Raw genomic sequence first — 3,933 nt, forward strand, 5'->3', positions numbered from 1 at the left:
TCTATGACTATAACACACTTATAATATTCCGAAAATAAATTTAATTGTGAAATAGTGAATTTTTAATAATTTTTTTTTTTAAACGACAAAAAGGAAATAGGAGTCTGTTCCAACAATTGGAATCCTATTTCCCGATTTCTTCTACTCAGCTTTTATCAGTTATTTTTTGATTACTACGTGACCAGATAACGACTGGAATAAGGAGGAGGGAAAGAATTCCGCCAGCAAATGAGAGCCCTGTGTAACTCGTCTGCTCGACCACCATTCCGGATAGGGCTCCCCCAGAGGCCCCTGCTAAAGCGATCAAGACATCTACCGTTCCTTGTGTTTTGGCACGGGTTGAGGGGTGAGTGGAATCGACGATCAGTGCGGTGCCACTTATTAAACCAAAATTCCAGCCAAGCCCGAGCAATGAAAGCGCGATGATGAGGGTAAACATGGAATCAGCAGGTGTACTACCAGCAAGAATACCTGCTGTAAGGAGAGTTGCACCTGAAGCAATGGCCATAGCGGTCCGTCCAATTTTATCCACGAGGATTCCAGTCACGAGAGAAGGAAGATACATGGCGCCAATATGGAAGCCGATGACCATTCCAACTTCTCTCAGACCATGTCCATGATGTTTCATGTAAACAGGTGTCATGGTCATAATTGAGGTCATAACAATTTGAGTTAACACCATGATGGTAGCTCCGACAACAATTCCTCGTTTATTGATTGCCAGATTACTAGATTGCTTCTCAATAGGATTACTCCTGTCGATGACCTGCCGATCTACAATGGCATTGGCAACAATCAGAGGATCTGGGCGCAAAAAAGTTAATAGGACTAAACCTGCAAGAAGAAAGGCTGCCGCCCCTAGAATGAAGGGACCAGCAAGAGCAGGAACACCAATAGAGACTGCAAATTGACCCATGACATCCACCAAGTTTGGTCCTGCCACAGCCCCGAAGGTCGTTGAAACCATTGCGATGCTGACAGCTGTCGCTCGCTGTGTAGGTTTTGCTAAGTCAACTCCTGCATAGCGCGCTTGTAAGTTTGAGGCAGAGCCCGCACCGTAGACCAATAGTGATGTAAATAGCAGAAAGATATTACTAGTAATGGCAGAAACAATGACTCCAATTGCACCAATCCCCCCGGTCAAGAAACCTCCCGCAAGTCCTATCCGGCGTCCAAAACGTTGGGAGACGCGACCGATCAGCAGCGCTGCCCCAGCAGAGCCAAACGTTAATAATGCTGCCGGAATGCCTGCATACTTATCCGACCCTAACATATCTTGGGCAAGGAGTGCACCCACCGTAATACCAGCAGCAAGTCCAGCTCCACCGAAAATTTGTGACATGACCACAATCAGCAATGTCCGCCGATACAACTGTTGCTGCTTTTCTGGAGAATCAATGTAAGGCTGCAACCAGGTTGGTTGACCCTCTAAAGCTTTTGAATTTTCTGTTGACACACTCAAACCTCTTTCTGAAGGATGAACACCTTCATCTTTTTATTTTCATTTTATCAAGAAATGAAAACAATTTTTATTAAAAATTGAAGTATTTATTGAGGGTGCTTTATACTTACTCATTTCTGCATTTGCTAAAACGATCTCATCACAGTCCACTTCCAGTAATCTTTCTGTTTCTAATATCCGACCTTAATTTTTCCCCCAAGTTAGTTACACGAACAAATTATGGAAGAAGTAAATGAAAGGGATGTTCTAGCTTCAAAAGATATGTATAGAGAACTAGCCAACATCTCAAGCGATTGAAATAATTTAGTGTCAAAAACAATTGGTTGGGCAAAAATTGAACTAATTAAAAAAACGCCAGTTAAATTGGCGTTTTTTCATCTATTATTCCGATTGTTTCTATCGTTTTCGTTGCCTGTTAAATTATTAACAGCATTTTTAGTTGCATCCACAGCATTCATTGCCACGTTCTCAGTGGTTTCTAATGCACTATGAATCGTATGAAAGGCAGCACCTGCGGTTTCCTTAATACCTTCTGCAACGCTTTTTGTATTGTTTTTTTGGTTTGGCATTGTCGCTCACCTCCTGTACTATTACTTTTCCCAATTCCGTCCGAACTATTTTTAAAAACAGCAATAGATTTTCTGGTAATAACATATCCACCTAACCCCTCCATAGTTAGGGAATATTATATTTGAGTACTTTTGTTGAGGTGAGTGACGATGAGGCATGATGAACTGAGGGATATTATTACGATTGAAGATGATCAAGGTAATCTTAAAGATTATGCTGTTGAAGCATTATTTGATATGGAGGATGAATCCTATGCGTTATTAAAGGCTGAGGATGAAACCATCGTCATGAAAATAGAAGGAGAGGAAGGGAATCAAGATTTAGTGGGTATTAATGATCCCTCCGAAAGTGAAGCGATATTGGATGCATACCAAATCGCTGTCGAACATGCACCGGCAGAATAAAACAGAGAGCGAAAGGTAGTTCCAGTTAACAAAACGGGACAACCTTTCGCTCGATTTTTGCATCAATAGTAATGAAAGCCTAGATAGATGATATAAATTATGATAGCTGTCATTGCGATAATCCAGACAAGAAACACCGGATTTAGTAAATAAGGATGTCGTTGGGTGCCCTCATTGATTTGTGTATCGAATTCCCCCGATTTAGTACTAACCATTCTTCCTGTACCTAAAGTAACAACTAAACCAACGATTAAGATTAACAATACAACTCCAGCTAAAATGAGATGCCAATTATTCATGAGTAACCCACCTTTTTCTTCATATAATTTGAGAAAATGTGTCCAAATATACATAAATAGGGTTAATTTTCTTCAGGACAATATGATTGATTATTCATTCATTTTTCGATACAGTTATATTAAATATTTGGAAAATTAAAAAAATAGAGGGGCAGGTCTCAATTATGATAAACGTGTTTACGAATGAAGACGTTTTATGTATTGAGGGGAATGTTCAAAGCGCGGGCCTCAAATTAGGAACTGTTTATTCTTTTTTGGTTGATGGAATGCTAATTGATACAGGAACCCAATGTCTTGAATCAGAATTAATCCCAATTTATGAGCAGCAAAGTATTGATTTGGTCACGTTAACGCATAGTCATGAAGACCATTGCGGTCTAGCACCTTGGATTCAGAATCATAAACATGTTCCAATCTATGTTCATCCAAAAGGAATGAATACCTGTGCTCAGCATTGTCCTTATCCTAAGTATCGTCAACTTACCTGGGGAGTGCGAACAGTCTTTGATGCCCTGCCTCTTGGGGATGTCATTCAATCACGCAGTCATGAGTGGAAAGTAATCTATACACCTGGACATGCCGATGATCATGTCTCATTCTTTCATGAAGAATCAGGCCGATTATTTTCGGGTGATTTATTCGTAACAACACGTACGAAAGTCATTATGGACAGCGAATCTATCCCTGTGATTATCCATTCATTACGTACACTGCTCACCTATGATTTTCAGTCGCTGTACTGTGCGCATAGTGGGTATATTGAGGATGGTAAAAGCAGGATGAAGCAAAAGTTAGATTATCTTGAAAATCTTTCTGGCGAAGTGGAAAATCTCTACAATGAAGGGCGCTCCATAGATGAGATCACTCAAATGCTTTTTCCCAAAAACTACCCCATTATTGCTTTTTCAGATGGGCAATGGGATTCTCGGCATATCATCTCTTCAATTGTATCAGCCTGTTAAATCAAAAAAAGCTGAAAAAGGTTAGATTACCTTTTCCAGCTTTTTTTAGTTTAGGTCCGTTAATTCTGATGAATGAACCAATTGTATATTATGTAGACTATCTACTTCCTTAATTTCGCAATATCCCGAAGTGTACTTATAAAGGATTAAGTATTTCTTGCCATTGTAAAGAACATACTCCATTTTATCTCCATCCTTTTCCAATCTAAATTAATTGTATTGTTGCCATACATAGT

General features: G+C 39.7%; 5 protein-coding genes. 2 read left to right on the forward strand and 3 right to left on the reverse strand.

Annotation, left to right across the window (positions count from 1 at the left end; genetic code table 11):
* Positions 1 to 145 precede the first annotated feature (145 nt).
* On the reverse strand, positions 146 to 1,456 hold the full coding sequence (locus tag V7137_RS22050; protein WP_420490162.1) for an MFS transporter: 1,311 nt from the start codon (positions 1,454 to 1,456) through the stop codon (positions 146 to 148).
* Positions 1,457 to 1,836: 380 nt separating this feature from the next.
* Positions 1,837 to 2,031 (reverse strand): hypothetical protein, encoded by a 195-nt coding sequence (locus V7137_RS22055; RefSeq protein ID WP_335700058.1) that lies wholly within the window; start codon positions 2,029 to 2,031, stop codon positions 1,837 to 1,839.
* Positions 2,032 to 2,181: 150 nt separating this feature from the next.
* On the opposite strand from V7137_RS22055, the gene V7137_RS22060 reads away from it, so the two are divergent.
* Positions 2,182 to 2,436, forward strand: coding sequence for a DUF1292 domain-containing protein (locus tag V7137_RS22060; protein WP_335700059.1), 255 nt, complete (start codon positions 2,182 to 2,184; stop codon positions 2,434 to 2,436).
* A gap of 62 nt (positions 2,437 to 2,498) precedes the next feature.
* Here the strand turns inward: V7137_RS22060 and V7137_RS22065 are convergent, their stop codons facing one another.
* Complete coding sequence (locus tag V7137_RS22065; protein ID WP_335700060.1) at positions 2,499 to 2,735, reverse strand: hypothetical protein; 237 nt, start codon at positions 2,733 to 2,735, stop codon at positions 2,499 to 2,501.
* Positions 2,736 to 2,899: 164 nt separating this feature from the next.
* Between V7137_RS22065 and V7137_RS22070 the strand changes: the two genes are divergently transcribed.
* On the forward strand, positions 2,900 to 3,697 hold the full coding sequence (locus V7137_RS22070) for an MBL fold metallo-hydrolase (protein WP_335700061.1): 798 nt from the start codon (positions 2,900 to 2,902) through the stop codon (positions 3,695 to 3,697).
* Positions 3,698 to 3,933 lie beyond the last annotated feature (236 nt).

This window comes from Neobacillus drentensis (assembly GCF_036962765.1).
GTDB lineage: Bacteria > Bacillota > Bacilli > Bacillales > Cytobacillaceae > Neobacillus > Neobacillus drentensis_C.

What these genes read in the sequence shown, in the direction of transcription:
- V7137_RS22070 (WP_335700061.1), top strand. Translation starts at nt 2,900, where the DNA reads ATGATAAACGTGTTTACGAATGAAGACGTTTTATGTATTGAGGGGAAT.
- V7137_RS22055 (WP_335700058.1), bottom strand. Translation starts at nt 2,031, where the DNA reads ATGCCAAACCAAAAAAACAATACAAAAAGCGTTGCAGAAGGTATTAAG.
- V7137_RS22065 (WP_335700060.1), bottom strand. Translation starts at nt 2,735, where the DNA reads ATGAATAATTGGCATCTCATTTTAGCTGGAGTTGTATTGTTAATCTTA.
- V7137_RS22060 (WP_335700059.1), top strand. Translation starts at nt 2,182, where the DNA reads ATGAGGCATGATGAACTGAGGGATATTATTACGATTGAAGATGATCAA.